Genomic DNA, 20675 nt, shown 5'->3' with positions numbered 1-20675 from the left:
GCGTCATCGTCGGCGCGGCGGACGGCAGCGGCAAGATGTGGTACCGCCACGACCGCGCGAAGTTCCGCCGCCTGCTGCGCGAGTCGCGCGAACTGAGCAAGCAGATCGCGAAGGACTGGGATCGGCTGTCCGCCGAGTACCGCGCGGCGCTCCCCCAGCTAGTCTCCCCGGAGGAGTGGCGCAAGACGTTCGAGGGCCGCGGGCGCTAGCCCGGCCGCCCGCCGGTCCCCGGCGGTCCCCGGCCCGGCCGTCCCCGACCGGCCAGGCCGTCCCCCATCGGCGTCTTTCTCGAACTTAGTGAGAGGTTGATCCGGGTGGCGGAGCGGATTCCGGCTCAACCCCTCACAAAGATGCCGTGTGCCCGGGCGCAGCGCCAGTGCCCCGGCTCCCTCCGGCAACTTTGTGTGAGGCTGGGCCGGATGAGCCTCCTGAATCCGGATCAGACTCGCTGCAGTTTGGCGGGGCCGGGGAGGGCCGGGCCGCGGCCCGGCCCTCCCCACTAGCTCCTCAGCTTGGAGAACGCCGCCGTCGCCGCCGCGCGCGTCACCGCGTCGCGCGGCGCGAAGTAGCGCTTCCCGCTCTTCACCGCGCCTGGCGCGAGTCCCGACGCGTACATCCAGGTGATCTGCTTGTAGTTCGCCGACCCCTTCTTCACGTCGGCGAACGGGCTCTTCGCCGCGCCCGCGTACTTGCTCTTGCGCACCTTGTACAGCTGCACCGCAAACGACTCCCGGGTCACCGAGGCCGCGGGCGAGAAAGCCCGGCCGCCCTTCACCGCGGCGCCTGGCGTCAGCCCCGCGCCGTACGACCAGGCGATCTGCCGATACTGCGGATGCGTCGTCGGAACGTCGGTGAACGGGGACTTCTTGGGCGGCGTGTACGACTTCGGCGCGGCCAGCGCGTACATCTGGGCGGCCAGCTCAGCCCGCGTCACCTTCGCCGTCGGGCTGAAGTCGATCTTTACCCGCGCACTCGTCGCGGCCGTCGACACCACACTCACGCGCACCGCGCTGTTCCACGTGCCCGGCTGCCGCCCCGAGCGCGCGGTCTGGAACAGCCCACTCTTCCCGAGCTGCGAGTCACGCACGGACACGACCGTGCTCCCCAGCCGGTGCGTCCCGTCCGCGTTCATCCCCGATCCGCCATCGCTTTTCACGATGCGCACGCCGGCCGCGGTGTAGTGCTCCCCGGCTGCGAGGCCCGTCGCGTATGCTCGCCCGGCCTTCAGCCCCATGCTCGCGTCCTGACCGGTCATCGCACGATACTCGATGTAGAACGTGCCCCCGCGATCCCCCTCGACCCGGATCGCGCGCACGCCGGTCTTGCTCCCCGCCGCCGCGAGCGTGACCGTCTGCGACCACCCGCCCGATGCGCGCACCGCCTTCACCGTCCCTGCCGCGGCCACGCCCAGCGCGTCGCGCTGCGCTGCGGGGAGCGCCGGCGGGGTGCGCCCGCCCGCCCACGCGCCGATCCCCATCACGTTGAAGGGGTCGCCGTACTCGACGTCCTTGCACGGCGACACCGGCTTCCCACCGCTCATGGCCGCGTCGGTCGCGCTGCCCGAGCACACCCGCGACTTCCCGTGCGCGAGGCCGAGGTTGTGCCCGAGCTCGTGCGCGATCGCGCCCGTCGCCGCGCTGAGCGGCAGCTTGGCCTTGTGGCGGGATCCCAGATCGACCCAGCTCATGCCGCCGCTGTGCAGGGTGCCGTAGCTCCCCCACCCGCTTGAGTTCTGCGCGAGTGCGCCGCACGCGTCGTCGACGAGCACAATGAGGTGGCGCGCCGATCCGATGTAGCTGCTCGTGCTGCGCCCGAACTGCTTCGCCGCGTCGCTCCACAGCTTCTGGAGCTGCGCGGGATCGCAGCGCGTCACGCGATCACGCGCGAACGTCGTGACGCGTTTCACCGAGCCCACCGTGAAGCTCTTCACCGCACCGCCGGTCTGCCCCACCCAGTACGCGCCAGCGTCGGCGACCAGCCGCGTGAGATCCGCGGTCGTCGGGTTCCCGCCACCCGTGTAGAACGCGACGTCGGCGGTGTGGGCGCGCGGTGCGGTGCCGCTCCCCGCGCCGGATCCGGGGATGATCAAACCCCCGATAGTCAACTCCTTTCCGAGATTCAGCGCCGCGACGGTCACCGCCGCGGTCGCCTCCTCGGTGAGCGCTGCTGGCTGGGTGGGGGCTGCGGGCTCGGGCACGTCGGCTGCGGCCAGATCCGGGGCGACCTCCTCGGCCACCGCGCGCTGCTCCGCGGGCTGCAGCTCGAGCTCGCCGACCAGGCGTTCGCCCGCGGCAGCGTCAGCGAGTACTTCGGCTGGGACCTCCACCACGGGCCCGGCATCGGTGGCGAGCAGCCGCTGCTCGGGGACGTGCGCCGAGGCCGGAGCGGTGCCGCCCTCCGGAATCGGCGCCGACCCGCCCTCCGCCGCGACGACCACCACCGCGCCCTCGACCGGGAGCGCGTCGGGGATGGCGTCAGCGATCAGCTCGGCGGCCTCCGCGTCGCTCGGTTCCCCCGCACCGGACGCGTCCGCGGCCGGCAGCTCCGCGGTCGGCTCCGGCTCGGGCGCGGGCTCTTCCTCCTGCTCCGGCGTCGGCGGCTCGGTAGCCGGCACCTCCGGCGCCGGGTCATCGCCCGGTGCCCCGGTGCCCGGCGGGACGCTCGGCTCGATCGGTTCGGCGCCCTGCGACGGAGCGGTCGCGCCGCCCGGGGCCGTGACCTCAGGCGGCGGCGATTGCGGAGCCTCCTGCCGCGGCGCCTCCGACCCGGGCGACACCGGGGTTCCGCCCGGCGGCGCCACCACGCTCGTGGCTGGGCGCGCTACAGACTGCCCGTGCGCCGCGCCGAGCTGGGGCGGCGGGGCGAGGGCTGCCGCCCGATCCGGAGGCGATCCCGCCGCGCTCACCAGGACGAGCAATGCCAGTATTTGCCCCGCAACTGACCTGAAGATGACTCGCACGAATGCACCCCCGAACCTACCCCTATAGGTATGCGAAACAGAATAAGTCCTGATGAGCAAGCTGTGTAGTCTCGATTTGTTGGAAATGGATCTGTATGCTAGAAACCGACTCTGCCCGACACCCACTCGTCCGAGGGCTGCGTTGCATCTGTGTTCCTGCTAAAGTCGCCCGAAACCTCCCCGGGCCGCCAACCGGCCCCGCAACGACGCGAAGGACTCAGGTGCCACAAGTGACTGATACATTGCAGAACATCCTCGACACGGTCGGCGGGGTCATTTGGGGGCCATTCGTCCTCATCCCGCTGCTGTTCCTCACCGGGTTGTATCTCACGTTCCGGCTCGGCGGCATTCAGTTCCTCCGCCTCGGCGCAGCGCTCAACCTCGGCATCCTGCGCCGGCGCGATCCTGGATCGAGCGGCGATATCTCGCAGTTCCAGGCCCTCACCACCGCGCTCGCGGCCACCGTCGGCACCGGCAACATCGTCGGCGTTGCGACGGCCATCGGCATCGGCGGCCCCGGCGCGCTCTTCTGGATGTGGGTGACCGGCCTGCTCGGCATGGCCTCGAAGTACACGGAGGCCTTCCTCGGCGTCCGCTTCCGCCAGGCCGACAGCAAGGGTGAGCGCAACGGCGGGCCGCAATACTACCTCGAGAAGGGAATTCGCGGGCCGCTCGGCAAGATCCTCGGCTGGTCGTTCACCATCTTCGCGGTGTTCGCGTGCTTCGGGATCGGCAACCTCACGCAATCGAACTCGATCTCGGCGAACGTCGAGCACAGCTTCGGCGTCCCCACCTGGATCACCGGCGTCGTCCTCACAGCGTTCGTGCTCGTCGTGCTCGTCGGCGGCATCAAGTCCATCGGCAAGGTGACCGCCGGCTTCGTCCCGATCATGATCGTGTTCTACGTCGTGGCGGCGCTGTACATCCTCTTCGTCAACATCGGTGACGTGCCCGCCGCGCTCGGCCTCGTCTTCGCCGACGCGTTCACCGGCACTGCGGCGGCCGGCGGCTTCGCCGGTTCCGTGTTCATCATCGCGATCCAGTACGGCTTCGCACGCGGCATCTTCTCGAACGAGTCGGGCATGGGCTCGGCGGCCATCGCCGCGGCGGCCGCGCAGACCAGCCACCCTGTGCGCCAGGGCCTCGTGTCGATGACGCAGACCTTCATCGACACGATCATCGTTGTGACCATGACCGGCCTCGTGATCGTCACGACCGGAACGTACACCTCGGTCGACCCGGCGACCGGCGAACAGCTGTCGCCGGCGCTCATGACGGGCGCCGCGTTCTCGAACGGGCTCCCGGGCGAATGGGGGCACTGGATCGTCACCATCGGACTCGTGATGTTCGCCGCGTCCACCATTCTGGGCTGGGCGTACTACGGCGAGCGGAACATCGTGCGCATCTTCGGGCGCCGGATCGTCATGCCGTTCCGGATCGTCTTCTCCCTCGTGGTGTTCGTCGGCGCAACCACGCAGCTCGCGATCGCGTGGTCCTTCTCCGACATGATGAACGGCCTGATGGCGATCCCGAACCTCATCGGGCTGATCATCCTGTCCGGCCTCGTGGCACGCGAGACACGCGCCTACCTGAAGTTCGATCCCAAGCTGCGTGCCACCTCGGCCGAGATCGAGCGGGCCCTCGCCGACGAGCCGGGCTACCAGGCCTGGCGCACGCGGGAGGCCGAGCTCGACCGCACGGGCGGCAGGGCCCCGCAGCGGCCGGACACGCATCAGCTCGATGCGGTTGGGCTCGAGTTCGACGAGTCAGACGAGCCGCAGGCCCCGCGCGGCTAGCCTCCGGTATAACGGAGTGAGCCCCCGATCTCCACGAGATCGGGGGCTCACTGCGTGAAACACCTGGCCTACAGCAGATCGCTCAGCTTGTTGTTGAACATCGAGAGGGCCGAGCCGATCGCCATGTGCATGTCGAGGTACTGGTAGGTACCGAGGCGGCCACCGAAGAACACCTGGTTCTCCTGTTCGGTGAGCGCACGGTACTTGAGCAGGCGCTCACGATCCTCCGGGGTGTTCACCGGGTAGTACGGCTCGTCCTCGCGCTTCGCGAAGCGGGAGAACTCGCGCATGATGACCGTCTTGTCGCTCGGGTAGTCGCGCTCGGGGTGGAAGTGACGGAACTCGTGGATGCGCGTGTACGGCACGTCCGATCCCGCGTAGTTCATCACGCTCGTGCCCTGGAAGTCGCCCGTCGGCAGCACCTCCTGCTCAAAGTCGAGGGTGCGCCAGCCGAGCTCGCCCTCCGCGTAGTCGAAGTAGCGATCGACCGGGCCCGTGTAGACCACGGGCACCGTGCCGACGATGGCGTTCTTGTTGAGCGGCTGCGACTCGTCGAAGAAGTCGGTGTTCAGCCGGACCTCGATGTTCGGGTGGTCCGCCATCTTCTCGAGCCACGCGGTGTAGCCCTCGGTGGGGAGCCCCTCATGGGTGTCGTTGAAGTAGCGGTTGTCGTACGTGTAGCGCACGGGAAGGCGGCTGATCACCTCGGCGGGCAGCTCCGTCGTCGGCGTCTGCCACTGCTTCGCGGTGTAGTCGCGGATGAACGCCTCGTAGAGCGGCCGCCCGATGAGCGAGATGCCCTTCTCCTCGAGGTTCTGCGCGCTCTTCGTGTCGAACTCACCGGCCTGCTCGGCGATCAGGGCGCGCGCCTCGTCCGGACCATAGGCCGCGCGGAAGAACTGGTTGATCGTGCCGAGGTTGATCGGCAGCGGGAAGACCTCGCCCTTAAAGTTCGAGTAGACCTTGTGCTCGTAGTTCGTGAACGTGGTGAACCGGTTCACGTACTCCCACACGGTCTCGTTCGAGGTGTGGAAGAGGTGCGCGCCGTAGCGGTGCACCTCGATGCCGGTCTCGGGCTCCGCCTCCGAGTAGGCGTTGCCGCCGATGTGTGAGCGACGGTCGATGACGACGACCTTCTTGCCGGCGCTCGCGGCGCGCTCGGCGATCGTGAGCCCAAAGAAACCTGATCCAACTACGAGGAGATCCATGTCCTAAAGTCTATCCCCAGCCCGACTGAGCTTACCTACGCCACGTTCAGAGGGTACGCGGCGTTGGCATCGCCTCATCGCGGAATGATCAAGGTAAGCTATGCCGAGTCCAGATCCCTCTCGCTCACCCAGAATGCACCTTTGCGCATGAACGCCCAAGCAACCAAAGAGTCGCTGACTCTACCGTTCCTCCCCGAACGCGTGGCCTCCGTCGATGTATTCTTCGACAGAGCGCGGGTCTGGTCCATTCATGTCCACGCGTTGGCGGAGGAGGGCGGTCTGACCGTCCCTTGGCCCAAGTCGCTTCTTCCATACCTCGTGGGTTCAACGGAGCTCAGCATTCGCGATTCCTCCTCAGGGGAAGAGTTCGTGAGGCTCGCCGTGACGTTTACAGGGGACCCTGGGCGCGTGCGCGTCGTAGACGCCCATGGGATCCAACTGGCGGTGAATAAGTGGGGTCGCCTGGGAAAGACGCTTGAAGCAAGCAATTCTGGCGTGCAGGACCGAATTCTCGCGAGTACCGTCGAAGTCATTGAAGCTCTGAAAAGCTTGGAGCTCGAGCCATTCATCGTCGGCGGCACGCTGCTTGGTGCCGTGCGGGACGGCGCTCTCCTGCCGCATGATGACGATGCAGACGTCGCCTACCTTTCGCGCCACACGAATCCAGTAGACGTCGCGATTGAAGGCTTCGCGGTAGGTCATCAGCTCCAAGCTCTGGGATACGAACTCGTTCGACACAGCGCGACACACATGCAGCTATACTTCCGTGACGCCAGCGGCGACCCGGACTACTACGTTGACGTATTCACGGCATTCTTCACCGCGGACGGACTCATCAACCAACCGTTCCACGTGCGCGGGGAGCTCGCCCGGCGGGAAATGTTGCCATTCTCAGCTGTCCGCATTGGTGATTTGGATTTCCCAGCCCCCGCGGTCCCTGAGGCATGGCTCGTAGTGAACTATGACGAGAACTGGCGAACCCCGATTCCAGGTTTCAAGCTAAATACACCAAGGAGTACGTCGCGTCGCTTCCAGTCATGGTTTGGGTCTTTCCACTTCCGGCGAGACTTCTGGAACGATTGGTATTCCGAGTTTGGCGACAGCAACAATGACGATTGGCGACTTGGACAAGATTGGGTATTGAGCATTGAGAACGAATTTCGTTCCGGTGCTCTCCTCGACCTTGGCGCGGGTTCAGGCGGACTTGCTTCACAGCTCGCTGCCACTCCGCACAACCGTCGCGTTATCGCGACCGATTTCGCTCAGCAACCGCTTTGCCTTGCAAGAGAACGAGCTCGTCGCGATGGGTTTGAGATTGCTCACGTCAACCTGTACAGGTCTCTTTCGCTTGCCGCACCGGCCTTGCTTGGAATCTCCGGCCCTTTTGACGTTGTAGCAACACATCTTTTCGAGCAAATCGGCCATCTGGGGCGCGCAAATGCACTACGCCTCATTCGCATGGCACTCCGTTCAGGCGGAACCGCGGCTGCCACTCTGTTTGGTGAACCAGCCTCAGACGTGAGTTTCGCCAATCCCACAACTTGGCACATGGCGCCTGAGGAACTCTCACAAGAAGCTCGAAAGCTTGGCCTGGCAGTTCAGATCACTTACCTCGAGGCCCCAGATTCGCCGCCGGCCCGAAGGCCATATGGAGTCACGTTCACCCTTGCCGATCAGCAATTCCCACCTCAGGAGGTCTCGTTGCGCCAACGTCTAAAGCGCCTGTTCCTGCGTGCTCGCCCAGCCACCACGCGTGAGGAGCTTGATACGCTCACCCAGCGAGTGCGAGAGCTGGAACAGGAACTCGACGAGTATCGTCGTGACAGCCTACGGGTCGCAGAGCTTGTCGATCTTGCTGAGCAGCATTTCACGCCGCACTCGCAAGCGACACCTCCAACGACAAAAACGACAGACCCTTCTTGAAAGTGGGACGCTCTTCAACATGAACGTACACACTCCTCCCGCGAAGCGCTGGAAGACGGATTCGCGCGTCGCCGCAGTGGTCGTCACCTATAACCGGCTTGGCAAACTTCCACGAACACTTGAAACGGTATTTGCGCAAGATCATCGCCCCGAGTGGATCGTCGTCGTCAATAACAACTCGAACGACGGCACTCGTGAGTTTCTCGATGGGCTCTCTCCAGCCGAGTACCCAGGCCTTGTTGTGATGCACCTCACTGAGAATCTTGGCGGAGCAGGAGGGTTTGAGGCGGGCATGGAGCGCGGGTACCAGCTGGGCTCAGACTACGTCTGGATCATGGACGATGATTGCTACCCGGACCCTGATGCGCTCAGTATCCTCCTCGAACAACGATACGAGGCTTCGGAAAAGCTCGGACGCCAAGTCCCATTTGCGTGCTCACTGGTGAAATATATCGATGGCTCGCTCTGTGAGATGAACAACCCCATCACCACGTGGGACTGGCCGCGAACCTACCTCCAGGGCCTCGATTCACTCCTCGTCGTTGAATGCACATTCGTCTCTGTGCTCGTCCCCCGCTTTGCTCTGGAAGAGCAAGGACTACCGCTCCGGGAGTATTTCATCTGGTTCGATGACAAAGAGTATACAAAACGGCTCACCCGGGCGTTCGGCCCCGGCATCATCGCTTTGAAATCGGAGGTGGTGCATGATATGGGCGTGAATGCTGGCGTAAACTACCGTCAGGTGACGCAAGACAACCTCTGGAAGTTTGAAAAGGGGACACGCAACCAAGCGTCGTACCGCTTCCACTTCGAGGGGAGATTCTCCTACATCAGTTACGCACGACGTGTTCTGGTCGAAATGCGGCAAGGCGGGGTCGAGAAGCCAGTCAAGAAACAGATGCGCAAAGCGTTGTGGGCGGGACGTAAGTTCAACCCCCAGCCCAGGTTCCCGTCTCCTTCTTCTGACTAAAATGCCAAATGCGAACCGAAGAGATCACTGGATGCTCTTCGGAAGCAGTTCCATCTCTAAGTTTGAAGGGACCTGAACTGAATTCGCTGAGAACCACCACGTTCGCTCGAGTCTCCACAAGCCGCAATCTCCCGTACGGTACAGAGTATCGACGTGACATACAGGGGCTGCGCGCCTTCGCCGTTCTGGTAGTAATTCTCTACCATTCAGGCGTGCCGATCTTCTCTGGCGGATTTGTCGGGGTCGACGTGTTCTTCGTACTCTCGGGATTCCTCATCACAGGAATCATGCTCGCCGAGATACAGAGCTCTGGAACCTTGAATATCTCTCGGTTCTACGCGAAGCGGATTCTCCGCATCATCCCAGCAGCAACGGTAGTGCTATTCGTGACGGCGATCGCAACCGCCCTCTGGATCCCGCTCACGGAATGGCGCGACATCGCCTCAGAAATCGCGACCTCTGCCGTGTACCTCGTCAATTGGCAGCTCGCTGGGACGACCGACTATCTCAACGCGGAAGCGCTCCCCAGTCCACTGCAACATTTCTGGTCATTGGCAGTTGAAGAGCAGTACTACATAGTTTGGCCGGCACTCATTATCGCAGTGTTGTCCCTCCTCCGCTGGCGAGGCAGGAAGCGCGGCAAACTGAGTTCTCCCTCGTCAGGAATCAAGGTGATGGCTGGGGCGATGCTCGCAATTGTTGTTGCCTCGCTACTCTTTTCGATGTTCGCTTTGTCCCACTGGCCTGCTGCCGCGTACTTCATCACCCCAACGCGGGCGTGGGAGCTTGGGGTAGGGAGCTTGCTCGCCTTTGCTGCTCCCTTCCTCCGTAAACTCCCGGGTACGGTGAAACGCGGTGTTGCCGCGCTGGGATGGGCTGCAATGAGCGCAGCGGTGATCGGGTACTCGGCATCGACGCCGTTTCCTGGCCTGACGGCGCTCCTTCCCGTCCTGGGTGCCGCAGCCGTTATTTCTGGCGGGCTGCCGCGCGAACCTCATGAGTTTCGCTATCCCATCTCGGGGCATGCCGTCCCGGTGTGGTTTGGCAATATTTCGTACAGCCTGTACTTGTGGCACTGGCCGATCTTGGTGGTCGCCGAAGCCCAATGGGGCGAAATTGCACCTCAATCGAAGCTCCTCCTCATGGCCGGAGCGGTAGGACTCGCTGCGCTCAGCACGCGCTTCTTCGAACAGCCTCTGCGTTCGATACCAGCGCTGCGAAACTCCTCAGTTCGAGCTTTCGGGATCGGTGCTGTAGCCATCGCACTTTCTCTTGCAGCGGCAGCAGCGCTCTGGCTGCTGTCGGGATCCCAGGGTAGCGCTTCACCTGTCACCAGTTCGGCTCCCGGCGCCGCGGCGCTCGCGAGCGGCGAGACGATACCGTTAGTGTCCCGGGTCCCAGAAGATCTCACGCCCAGCCTCATCGAAGCGAAGAACGACAACCCACAGATCTACGCAGACGGATGCCACCTCGAGCCGGGTGCCACCACACCAAAACCATGCAGCTATGGAGACCCTGCGGGTTCTCTCGTTGTGCTCGCCGGAGACTCGCATGCAGCCCAGTGGTTCACACCGCTCCAGGAGATTGCAGAAGAGCGTGGCTTCCATCTCGTCTCATTGACGAAGTCGAGCTGTCCGATCACACAGTCTGAAATCAAACTGAGCGGCACCGACCGAAACTATAGCGAATGCGCAGAGTGGAACCGGGGCGTCCAAGAGTACATTGAAAAGAATCGCCCTGAGCTGGTGGTGACGTCTGCGCTCGAAGACTACGTGCCAAGTGGGGCACAGTCACTCACTTCGGGCTTCGCCAGCTCCTGGAGCCGTTTCGAGGAGTCTGGCACTCGAGTAGCGGTCCTCATCGACACCCCGTATATGAACAGTCGTGTTCCGGATTGTCTCGCCCAAAATCAGGACAACCCGAGCGCATGCTCGACCCCGCGTGATGTGGCGCTCCCCAAAACTCGCACGCAGCTGACTGAGGCCGCAGCAACCGTGCCAGGCGTCTCGCTCATTGATCTCACGGATCTCATTTGCCCGGGCGAAGCGTGCGCTCCCATAGTCGGGGACGTCCTTGTTTACCGAGATCAGCATCATCTTTCCGCGAGCTATTCACGTTCGCTGGCCCCGTTCCTGGAGGAGCGCCTAAGCACATCACTTCCACGGGAGGAACAAAACGCAACGTCGCCTTGATCGAAGTCGATCAAGGCGACGTTGCGGAGGCGGGGCTTAGGCGCCTGCGCCAATCACAATGCGCGGCACTCCACGCCATTGCGCAGGATCGGTTGAATTGCGGCCGTCAGCAAAAAGCTTGATCCCCGGAAAGTCAGCGGGGCCCAGGTCACGGTACTCTGCATGGTCTGCCTGCAGAATCGCAACATCCACTTCGTTCCCAATCGTGTGAGCGGCGAAGCCGTAGCCCGCGAGCTCCTCGTCGGTGAACAGCGGATCATGCACGGTCACCTGCGCGCCGCGGGCGGTGAGTTCTTCGACGGTCGGGAACACACCCGAAACCGCGGTCTCCTTCACACCGCCGCGATACGCAGCGCCGAGCACGACGACGCGGGTGCCGGCGAGGTCGCCGATCGTCTGCTCGACCCGGTCGACGACGTACTTCGGCATCGTCGAGTTGTAGTTTCGGGCTGTACGCACGATGTCTGCGTCAGGGTCGGTGGACAGGTACAGTCGCGGGTAGACTGGAATGCAGTGCCCGCCGACGGCGATGCCTGGGCGATGGATGTGGCTGAACGGCTGCGAGTTGCAGGCCTCGATCACCTTGTAGACGTCGATGCCTGAGGTGTCCGCGAAGCGCGCAAACTGGTTCGCGAGCCCGATGTTCACATCACGGTAGGTCGTCTCGGCGAGCTTCGCCATCTCCGCGGCCTCCGCAGTGCCCATATCCCAGACGCCGTTCGGGCGCTTCAGGTCAGGGCGCTCGTCGAAGGTCAGCACCGACTCGTAGAACTCGATCGCCTTCTTCGTGCCGACATCGTTCAGGCCGCCCACGAGCTTCGGGTACTTCTTCAGGTCTTCGAAGACGCGACCGGTGAGCACGCGCTCGGGCGAGAATACGACGTGGAAACCCTCGCCCTCGGTGAGACCCGATACTTCCTCGATCAACGGCTTCCAGCGGGTGCGCACCGTACCGACGGGCAGCGTGGTCTCGTAGGAAACGAGCGTGCCGGGGGTGAGGTGCTCTGCAAATGACCGTGTCGCCGCGTCCATCCAGCGGAAGTCTGGCTCCCATGTCTCTTCGTCGACGAGCAGTGGTACGACGATCACGATCGCGTCGGCACCAGGAATGGCCTCTGCGTAGTTCGTGGTCGCGCGCAGCTTGCCCGCAGGAACGAGCTCGGCAAGCCGCTCCGCAAGGTGCGCTTCGCCGGGGAACGGCTCTTCGCCGCGGTTAATAGCGTCAACGAGCGCTTCGTTCACGTCTACGCCAATCACATCGTGCCCCATGTGGGCATACTGCGTGGCGAGAGGAAGGCCGATTTTGCCGGTGGCAACAACTGCGATTTTCACGCTTGTCAGTCTACATCCGTCACTTGTGAGTGCGGCGGCTTCGACATCTCGCAGATGCTTCCGCTTCGACGCGCGTCCTTGTTGCATTCCGTAAGATTGACTCCATGAAGATCATGAGTGTTGTTGGGGCGCGGCCCCAGTTCGTCAAACTCGCCCCAATTGCTCATGCGATGCAGGAGCTCGGCCACGAGCACATCATCGTACACACCGGGCAGCACTACGACCCGATGCTCTCTGATGTCTTCTTCCGCGACCTCGGCATTCCCGCCCCCGACGCACACCTCGGTGTCGGATCAGGCTCGCACGGAGTGCAGACCGGCGCGATTCTGGGACAGATGGATGAGATCCTCGAGCGCTTCACGCCCGACGCCGTGCTCGTCTACGGCGACACAAATTCGACCCTCGCGGCCGCGGTCAGCGCAGTCAAGCTGCACTACCCCGTCGCCCACCTCGAAGCGGGCCTGCGCTCCTTTAATCGGGCGATGCCCGAGGAACACAATCGTGTGCTGACAGACCACGCCGCCGACCTCTGCCTGGCCCCTACCGAGGTCGCCATGAAGCACCTCGAGAACGAGGGCCTGGCAGAGCAGTCCGTGCTCGTCGGTGATGTGATGACCGACGTGCTATTCAAGGTCCGCGGAGAGGTCGAGGCTGGCGGTACCGAGAACCCGCTCGCGGCGATGTACACCCCGGGCGAGTACTACGTCGCGACCATTCACCGCGCCGAGAACACCGACGACCCTGAGCGCCTGCGCGAAGTCGTCGCTGCTCTCGCCGCTGCGGATCGCCCCGTGGTGCTGCTCGCGCACCCGCGCGTCCTCGCGAAGGCCGAGTCCGCCGGGATCTCGCTTGAGGTCGACTCACTTCGCGTGCATGATCCTCTCGCGTACCCGGAACTCATCGCTGCGGTACTCGGAAGCGCCGGCGTGGTCACCGACTCCGGCGGCCTGCAGAAGGAAGCCTTCCTGCTCCGCGTTCCCTGCACGACCGTGCGCCATGAGACGGAGTGGGTCGAGACCGTCGCACTTGGATGGAATGTGCTCGCGAACTCAACCAACGAGATCAGCGCGGCGCTCACCCGTCCCGCGCCTGCGTCCACGGACGCAGCGCCCTACGGTGACGGCACCGCTGCTGTGCAGGCCGTTCGCGCGATCGTCGACCGGCTCGGCTAGTGCCTCACTACTGTGCGGCGGCCTCGCCATGGCCGCCGCGCAGTTCAGCACTAAATCGCAGGTAGTTCGTTTCACTCGACCAGCGCTCCCGCCAGGTCGCGAGGCTCGCGTCGGCATACGCTCGGTAGTCAACGCTTGGGGCTGCGAGCAGCTCTAGGATGCGCTCGGCGATTTCTTCCTTCGTCGGGTCGGCCGGGAGCAGCCCGGGGAACATTCCGAGCTCGACGGCGATGAGTTCCCGGTTCCCACCTACGTCGGTGGCGATGACGGGGAAGCCCTGGGCAAGCGCCTCCATCACCGAGACGGGAACGCCCTCGGATGATGACGTGTTAATGAACACAGATCCCGGCCGCGCTGCATAGCTCTCCTTGACGGCCTCATTCGACAGGTTTCCGAGGAACTCATAGCTGCCGGGCAGCAGTTTCTCCGCCGCCAGGCGCTCCATCTCGGCGATGACGCTTGGCTCGGCGCTCGATCCGATGTGCGCCCATCGGATCTCTGGGTCCCGCGCCTGCGCCACCGCGAGCGCATCAATAAGCAGCGGAATCCGCTTCACCGGGTGAAAATATGCGCAAGAGTAAACGAGCTTTGCCGCCTGATCCGCGTTTCCTGGGACCAGCGCCGCCGCAACACCGAGTCGACGCGTCGACACTTTCCCGGCAAAACTCGGGAACTTCGCGCGCAAATACTCGGCGCCGTTGTCCGAGACAGGGTGCACCGCATCCATGCCCCGAAAAAGCAGCTCGCGCTGCGGCAGGTAATTCGAGGCCCGGCGCTCGGAGAAAACGTCGTAGCCGTGGGCGCGCGTGACGATCGTGCTTTCGGTCGCGCCGAGGCGTTTGCGCGTGTGCAGCGCGACACGCGCAGGTGCGTACATCCAGTAGCCATAGAACACGGCCTCGCCTGCCGTCACGTATTCCCGCTTCAGCTCCGAGAAAATGCTGTGCGTGATCATTCGAGCGAAAAGATCAAGCTTGAAATCCTCGATCACGTGGCCGACACGGGGGGCCGATCTCAGCGCGTTCTTCAGGGCGCCGAAGGCGTCCCAGGGTCGGCGCAGTACAAAGGCCAGCACATCCAGGTAGTTTTTCCGCGAACCGTCGAGGCCGACTGGCACATGCAGTGTGAAGTTCTCCGGAAGCTCGCGCTTCGCTCCCTTGCGTAGGTACGGGAATGACGGCACTACGATGACTTTGTCGAAAGACTCGGCGAGGAACGGAATCTCGCTCTCGATGAACTCCTCCCCGGGCGAATACGGAAACGTATTGGTGAAGAAGAAGAGCGTCCGGCGTCTGCCCTGAGCGCGCTGTTGCGATTCCTGCACGAACGGTTCCGCCTTCCTTGCCCTCGGCGAGGGTTCAAATAGTGCTTGAATTGGCTGCACGGCACGCGCTCAGCCCGCCCCATCTTACTTCCGATGCCGGGGCGGTAGGCTAATCCGGGGTTTCTATCGATCGACAGAACCAGCAGCCCCGAGGAGGCACCACCGTGAAGAGCATTTGGCGAACACTTAACAGGCTCTTCAGCGTGCTTCCGCGCGGCGCCCGCTCTTACTACATTGGTTACTCGATCGCGACCGGCCTGCTGGCTTTCCTCGACACCGCCGCGCTTGCGCTCATCGTACTCACAATCACACCGCTCGTTTCGGGCACTCCAATCACGATTCCGGTGATTGGCGAGCTGCCGCAGGAAGCGACCTCCTGGGTGGTATTGATGATCGCCGCGCTGTTCATCTTGAAAGGGGTCCTCGCGCTCCTGCTGCACTGGCGCGCGACGCGGAAGTTCGCGAGCTACGAACTTGAACTCGGCGATCGGATCTTCGCGAACTTCATCCATTCCAGCTGGGAGAAGCGCTCTACCATCAGTACGCCAGAGCTCACCCGCATGGTCGACAGCTCGGTAGGCAACGCGAGCCGCGGCTTCCTGCTGCCGCTTTCTCAGATTCCCGGGAACGCGTTGACCTTCGTATCCGCACTGCTCATCCTCGTCGTGTCCGAGCCTTTGACCGCGTTCATCGCGCTCGTGTACCTGTCACTCATCTCTGGGGCGCTGAGCTTCATTGTGGCGCGCCGCTCCCGCGCAGCGGGCACCGTCGCACGCAACTACTCGTTCCGCGTCGCCACGATCATGACCGAGATGATCGATGCGCTCAAAGAAGTCACGCTGCGTGGGAAACTCGATGAGGCGGGGCGCATGATCTCGAAGAACCGCGCGGTCGCAACGCGCGCCCGAGCGAGTCTCGCGTTCATCGGTGTCGTGCCTCGTTACACCCTTGAGGCGGCTCTCATCGGCGGATTCGTGATCGTCGGCGGCGCCTCCATGCTCTTCTCCGGGCCGCAGGCCGCCGTTGTGTCCATCTCGCTTTTCGCGGCCTCCGGCTTCAAAATGATTCCCTCGATGAACGCAGTGCAGTCCAGCCTCACCGCAGCATCCTCCAACGAAGTTTACGCACTTGACGTGATTCGCGAGTTGGAGGCGAAGGACGAGTTTGTCTCGGTGCCGGCCGACACGACCGAGCTCGTGTCCGCCCCGAAGGAGCTCGTGCTCAACAACGTCAGCTTCACCTATGCTGGCGCCGAGCGCCCCGTGCTCAACGGGCTGTCGCTGCGAGTACCCTTCGGCTCCAGCCTCGCGATCGTCGGCCCTTCGGGGGCAGGGAAGTCAACATTGATTGACATTCTGCTCGGCCTCAGCGTGCCGACCTCGGGTAGCTTGACGATCGACGAGACGCCGCTGACGGAAGTTCTGCAGCAGTGGCGCGACCGCGTCGGGTACGTGCCGCAGCGCGTCGCGCTCTTCGACGGGAGCATCGCGCAGAACGTCGCACTGACGTGGGAGGACGAGTACGACGCCGAGCGCGTCGGCGAGGTGCTGAAGCTCGCCCACGTGCATGAGATCGCAGAGCGCGGCGAGGGCATCTCCGAGCGCATCGGTGAGCGCGGCGCCTCGATTTCAGGAGGCCAGCAGCAGCGCCTCGGAATCGCCCGCGCGCTCTATACCGACCCGCTCATCATGGTGATGGACGAGGCGACCAGCTCTCTGGACACAGCCACCGAAAACCGCATCGTCGAGTCGCTCGATTCCTTTGCTGGCGAGGTCACGTTCATTACGGTCGCCCATAGACTCGCGACCATTCGCAACTACGATCAAGTCTGCTACCTCGACGAGGGGCGCGTCCTTGGCCAGGGCACGTTTGATGAGGTCGTTCAGGCTGTTCCAGCGTTTCGTGTCCAGGCCGAGCTTGCCGGGCTCGCCTGATCCGGCCTATTAGACTGAAACGAGTATCCGTCAGCGCCGCGCCGCAGGCCGGCACCCACCGAGCACCCCGAGGACATCTTGCGAATCCTACTGATCTGCCCGTTCTTCCCGCCCGAGAACAAGATCGCCTCGGTCCGCATCGCGAAGTTCGCCGAGCACTGGTCGGCCGCCGGCCACGAGGTGCGCGTGCTGACCCGCACCGCCGATGGCTCAGACCTGGCGGTTCCCGATCATACGAACCTCAGCGTGCACCGCGTCACCGACCCATTCGCGAAGTCGGCTTCGGGAATCCAGAAGCTCAAGCCAGCCAAGCCGAACCGTTTCCAGCAACTGCTCGGCGTCGCCTACGGCAAGGCTCTCTCATTCGTCTGGCCGGATATCTACGCGCGCTGGAGCCGTGCCGCGCGCAAGGAAGCACAGAGCTGGGTGTGGCGGCCGGATGCCGTCGTCGCGAGCGTCGGGCCTTTCAGCACCCTCATACTCGGTAGTCAACTCGCGAAGCACTTCTCGGCAAAGCTCATCGTCGATTACCGCGACCTGCTCACGCTCAGCACGTACTACCCGCACGGTTCCATCCGGCGTCGCATCGACGGCTCGGTCGAGCGACGCGTCGCCGCGCAGGCCTCCGCCCTCGCGACCGTGAGCGCGCCACTCGCGGAAGAACTCGCGGAGACCTACCACCGGCCTTCGGTGGTCGTCACGAACGGCTACGATCCAGCCGACTTCACAGCGAACCACTACGCGCCCTCGTCTCAGACACTGCGCATCACCTACTGCGGCTGGGTTATCCCGAACCGTCGCGACCCGCGCCCGTTCCTCAGCGGCGTCGCCCAGCTGCTTCGCGACCGCGACGACATCTCGATCGCGGTCGACTTCTACGGCCCCCCCTCGGGCGAAGTGAGCCGCATCACCGAGGAACTCGGGCTTGACGCGGTCGTCACCCAGCACGGCCGCGTGAACCATGCCGAGTCGCTGCGGCTCCAGTCGGCCTCCGACGTGCTTCTGCTGCTGCTCTGGAACGATCCAGGTGAGATCGGGGTTCTCAGCGGCAAAGTCTTCGAGTACATCGGCGCTGGCCGCCCAATCCTCATGACCGGCCTCGAGGACGGTGCCGCTGGTCAGCTCATCTCGGAGAACGAGCTGGGTCTCGTCAGCAACGACAGCGACGTCATCTCCCGCTACCTCCGCACTCTCGCGGACGAGAAGCACTCGACCGGCCGCGTCGAGGGACCAGCGCTCAATAACCCCAGTGAGTTCACTCGCGAGACCCAGAGCCAGCGCCTCCTCGACGCGATCGAGACCGCCGTCAGCGGCTAGCCGTTCACCGCGTCGCGACTTCTACCGAGAAATCCACGGCCCGTCCGGCGACGCCCTGGAGTGACACGTGCTGCTGCGCCCAGACGCCGATCGCCTGGCGATTTGCTTCGGTATCGCGCGCGAGCAACTCGCCCATCGCGTCCGCAACCTGCGCAACGTCGTGCTCACAGCCGATGCCGAGCATGGGGTTCGAGACGAGCTGCTCGCGGGCCGGCCCCGGACCCGCATAAAGTACTGGTGTGCCACAGCCCCACGCGGCGAAGATCTTCGTCGGGTAGGCGAAGTCGTAGCCCGCCCCGGGCCTGATACTCGCGAGGCTCATCCGGGCACCCCGAATCCACTTCGCAGCCTCCTTGGGGGGAACCGAATCCACGAAGCGCACCGGTGCGTCGAGCTCGGCTACGAGCGCGCGGAGCTCGGGCAACGCTGACCCCTGACCGAGGAACACGACCTCGGCCAGGTGTCCCGCTTGCTGCAACTGAACCGCAGCATGAACGAACACTTCAGCTCCCTGCCACTCTGATGCCGTGCCCGAGTAAATTGCGTAATTCGACAATTCGGCAACGGGTCCATGTGGCGTGAATATCTCGGTGTCGATGCCATTGCCCACCGTGGTGATGTTCGCACGCGGGGCGATCTCGCGCACCCGCGCCGCAACGCCGTCGTTGACCGCGAGCACCCCGGCGCTGCGGTTCATCACGCGCCGCTCCATCCAGCGCACAAAACGAACCACGAAGCCAGGCGCACCGGTGCTCTCGCTCGCGTCCGACCAGACGTCGGCGGCATACGTAACAACCCGAATCCCGCGAAGCGCGGCCGCGGCGTGCGCGAGCAGCCAGGTCGTTGGGGGCGGCTCGACCACCATGAGATCGTGGCGCTTCCCAAACAAGATTCGGAAGAACAGCGGGATGTCGAAAGACATGTACTGGACGTAGCCGCGCACGTAGCCGTCGCCGTCGCGCAACACCGGTGCGCGCCGCACGGTGTATCCGCACGCGGCGTCCTGGGTACGGGCCGACAGCATGAGCGGGCGCGCCGGTGTAGACGTCAGCACTGTCACAGAGTGACCGGCTGCCGCGAAGCCATCGGCGAGCGACGCGAGCCGGAACGATGCCGCCGCGGCCTCAGGCTGAAAGATTCGCGAAGCGAGGAGAACCCGCATGTCCAGCGCGCTGATTAGGCGCCTGCGCGAGTCACCGCAGTGACCCCCGCGACGATTCGTTCAAGGTCGCCGTCACTCAGTGAGGGGTGCACAGGCAGCGAAAGGACCTCGCTCGCGGCCTTCTCGGTCTGCGGAAGCTCCAGGTCCGGAGCGAAATGCTTGAGGGAGGGGAGACGGTGATTCGGGATCGGATAGTAGACGCCGCTGCCCACCTGGTGTTCGTTCCTCAGCGCCTCGCGGATACGGTCGCGCTCGCCCGCGTCGAGGCGAATCGTGTACTGGTGGTACACGTGCACGGCCCCCTCGGCGACCGCAGGGGTCGTGACGCCTGCGAGGCCTGCGAGGCCTGCGTTCAGCGTTGCAGCATTGCGCTGACGCTGAGCGGTCCAGGCTTCGACCTTAGTGAGCTGCACGCGGCCAATCGCGGCGTGCACATCGGTCATGCGTGCGTTGAAGCCGATGACTTCGTTCGCGTACTGAGTCTCCATACCTTGGTTGCGCAGCAGCTGGACACCGCGTGCGAGCTCGGGAGTCGCGCAGGCGACCATGCCTCCCTCGCCCGAGGTCATGTTCTTCGTCGGGTAGAGGCTGAACATAGCGAAGTCGCCGAACGTGCCGACGGGCCGCCCCTGCCAGCTCGCGCCGTGCGCCTGCGCCGCATCCTCATAGATTGCGAGGCCGTGCTCGGCGGCGATCGCCTCAAGCTGGTCAACGAGGAAAGGGTGGCCGTAGAGATGCACCGGCATGATGCCCTTCGTGCGCGGCGTGATCGCCTGGCGCACTGCTTCCGGGTCGAGGGAGAAGTAGTTGGGCTCGATGTCCACGAACACGGGCGTTGCACCGGTCAGTGCGACCGAGTTGCCCGTCGCCGCGAAGGTGAAGGAGGGCACGATCACCTCGTCACCGGGGCCGACGCCCGCCGCGAGTAGGCCGAGGTGCTGTCCGCTCGTGCCCGAGTTCACCGCGACCGTGGGGCGGCCAGACACGAAGTGCGCCGAAAATTCGTCTTCGAATGCCTTAACCTCGGGCCCCTGGGCGATCATGCCTGAGCGCAGCACGCGGTCAACCGCCGCGCGCTCTTCGTCACCAATGATCGGCTTGGCCGGGGGAATAAAGTCAAGTTCCATAGTCGGGTACCCTATCGCGTTTCGTGCCCCGAAAGATACGAGACATCCTCCCCGGAAGCCTCCGAGGCATGCTCATCCAGGTTACTCCTTTGCGGCCTCAACGCCGCGTCTTCGCCAGCCCGGGTGTCACCACTTTCTGCGAACTCATCGGCTGCGGCGGCGTCATCGGGCACGAGAGCGTCAGAGGCGGGCAGGCTCAACGCGGCCTTCCCCGCAACGAATTTCACGCCCGTCGCGGGCGTGTAGACCGCTTGCCCGC

General features: G+C 64.2%; 14 protein-coding genes and 1 pseudogene. 8 read left to right on the top strand and 7 right to left on the bottom strand.

The features are described from left to right. Positions 1-209, top strand: a pseudogene (locus EGM46_RS13100) (glycosyltransferase); the annotation flags it as partial. 290 nt (positions 210-499) lie between these two features. Here EGM46_RS13100 and EGM46_RS13095 read toward each other — a convergent pair. Next, positions 500-2776 carry an S-layer homology domain-containing protein gene (locus tag EGM46_RS13095; RefSeq protein WP_125100583.1) on the bottom strand — a complete coding sequence of 759 codons (2277 nt, stop codon included), beginning with the start codon at positions 2774-2776 and terminating at the stop codon, positions 500-502. A gap of 413 nt (positions 2777-3189) precedes the next feature. Here EGM46_RS13095 and EGM46_RS13090 point away from each other — a divergent pair, with 413 nt between their 5' ends. Then, positions 3190-4755, top strand: a complete 1566-nt coding sequence (locus EGM46_RS13090) for an alanine/glycine:cation symporter family protein (RefSeq protein ID WP_125100582.1) — start codon at positions 3190-3192, stop codon at positions 4753-4755. A 68-nt stretch (positions 4756-4823) separates the two neighbouring features. Here the strand turns inward: EGM46_RS13090 and glf are convergent, their stop codons facing one another. Continuing rightward, positions 4824-5963, bottom strand: coding sequence for a UDP-galactopyranose mutase (glf, locus tag EGM46_RS13085; RefSeq protein WP_125100581.1), 1140 nt, complete (start codon positions 5961-5963; stop codon positions 4824-4826). Positions 5964-6047: 84 nt separating this feature from the next. Here glf and EGM46_RS13080 point away from each other — a divergent pair, with 84 nt between their 5' ends. Genes EGM46_RS13080 through EGM46_RS13070 form a run of 3 tightly spaced genes read left to right on the top strand, consistent with a single transcriptional unit; the run spans position 6048 to position 11048 of the window. Beyond that, positions 6048-7886, top strand: a complete 1839-nt coding sequence (locus EGM46_RS13080) for a methyltransferase domain-containing protein (protein WP_125100580.1) — start codon at positions 6048-6050, stop codon at positions 7884-7886. Positions 7887-7905: 19 nt separating this feature from the next. Next, positions 7906-8856 carry a glycosyltransferase family 2 protein gene (locus EGM46_RS13075; RefSeq protein WP_125100579.1) on the top strand — a complete coding sequence of 317 codons (951 nt, stop codon included), beginning with the start codon at positions 7906-7908 and terminating at the stop codon, positions 8854-8856. Positions 8857-8864: 8 nt separating this feature from the next. Further along, positions 8865-11048 (top strand): acyltransferase family protein, encoded by a 2184-nt coding sequence (locus EGM46_RS13070; RefSeq protein WP_125100578.1) that lies wholly within the window; start codon positions 8865-8867, stop codon positions 11046-11048. Between the two features lie 36 nt (positions 11049-11084). Here EGM46_RS13070 and EGM46_RS13065 read toward each other — a convergent pair whose 3' ends face one another. Then, positions 11085-12380, bottom strand: coding sequence for a nucleotide sugar dehydrogenase (locus EGM46_RS13065; RefSeq protein ID WP_125100577.1), 1296 nt, complete (start codon positions 12378-12380; stop codon positions 11085-11087). A 104-nt stretch (positions 12381-12484) separates the two neighbouring features. Between EGM46_RS13065 and wecB the strand changes: the two genes are divergently transcribed. Continuing rightward, complete coding sequence (gene wecB, locus EGM46_RS13060; protein ID WP_125100576.1) at positions 12485-13552, top strand: non-hydrolyzing UDP-N-acetylglucosamine 2-epimerase; 1068 nt, start codon at positions 12485-12487, stop codon at positions 13550-13552. A gap of 7 nt (positions 13553-13559) precedes the next feature. Here the strand turns inward: wecB and EGM46_RS13055 are convergent, their stop codons facing one another. Then, positions 13560-14876 (bottom strand): glycosyltransferase, encoded by a 1317-nt coding sequence (locus EGM46_RS13055; protein WP_125100575.1) that lies wholly within the window; start codon positions 14874-14876, stop codon positions 13560-13562. Positions 14877-15079: 203 nt separating this feature from the next. On the opposite strand from EGM46_RS13055, the gene EGM46_RS13050 reads away from it, so the two are divergent. Together EGM46_RS13050 and EGM46_RS13045 are read left to right on the top strand one after the other, a co-directional pair. After that, complete coding sequence (locus tag EGM46_RS13050) at positions 15080-16810, top strand: ABC transporter ATP-binding protein (RefSeq protein ID WP_241156345.1); 1731 nt, start codon at positions 15080-15082, stop codon at positions 16808-16810. Positions 16811-16888: 78 nt separating this feature from the next. Continuing rightward, complete coding sequence (locus EGM46_RS13045) at positions 16889-18127, top strand: glycosyltransferase (protein WP_164512902.1); 1239 nt, start codon at positions 16889-16891, stop codon at positions 18125-18127. 4 nt (positions 18128-18131) lie between these two features. Here the strand turns inward: EGM46_RS13045 and EGM46_RS13040 are convergent, their stop codons facing one another. The 3 genes from EGM46_RS13040 to EGM46_RS14875 all read right to left on the bottom strand — a co-directional run. Next, positions 18132-19289: a glycosyltransferase family 4 protein gene (locus tag EGM46_RS13040; protein ID WP_125100572.1), complete on the bottom strand. Its 1158-nt coding sequence runs from the start codon at positions 19287-19289 to the stop codon at positions 18132-18134. A 14-nt stretch (positions 19290-19303) separates the two neighbouring features. Beyond that, complete coding sequence (locus EGM46_RS13035) at positions 19304-20416, bottom strand: DegT/DnrJ/EryC1/StrS family aminotransferase (protein ID WP_125100571.1); 1113 nt, start codon at positions 20414-20416, stop codon at positions 19304-19306. A gap of 11 nt (positions 20417-20427) precedes the next feature. Then, on the bottom strand, positions 20428-20675 hold a 248-nt coding region (locus EGM46_RS14875), incomplete at its 5' end, for a hypothetical protein (RefSeq protein WP_206427579.1).

It is taken from the genome of Leucobacter chromiireducens, from assembly GCF_003917135.1.
GTDB classification, from domain to species: Bacteria; Actinomycetota; Actinomycetes; order Actinomycetales; family Microbacteriaceae; genus Leucobacter; species Leucobacter chromiireducens_A.
The sequence above is the reverse complement of the archived record's forward strand: the minus strand, read 5'-3'. Positions and strand labels throughout refer to the sequence as shown.